Below are 249 nucleotides of genomic sequence, written 5' to 3'. Positions count from 1 at the left end.
CGACGATATCCTGCCCTACCGGCATCGGTCCGCAGGCGATCGGCCGGGCGTGGTCGAGATCCCCGTCAACTTCGCTTTCGACGATTGGAACTTCGGCATGTCGAGCCGCACCAGTCCGCGGCCACTTTTCGGGCGGGACACGGTGCTCCCGCTCTGGATCGAGGAATTCGAGGCAACCCATGCGTGGGGCGGGGTGACGACGCTTGTCCTGCATCCGCAGGTCTCCGGCCGGCCGATGCGCTGGCACAT

1 pseudogene is annotated in these 249 nt (G+C 66.3%); it reads left to right on the top strand.

From position 1 onward, the window contains the following. Window positions 1-49 precede the first annotated feature (49 nt). Window positions 50-249, top strand: a pseudogene (locus ACR9ZK_RS22860) (polysaccharide deacetylase family protein); the annotation flags it as partial.

It is taken from the genome of Monashia sp. HAY1-5C (assembly GCF_056755255.1).
The sequence above is the reverse complement of the archived record's forward strand: the minus strand, read 5'-3'. Positions and strand labels throughout refer to the sequence as shown.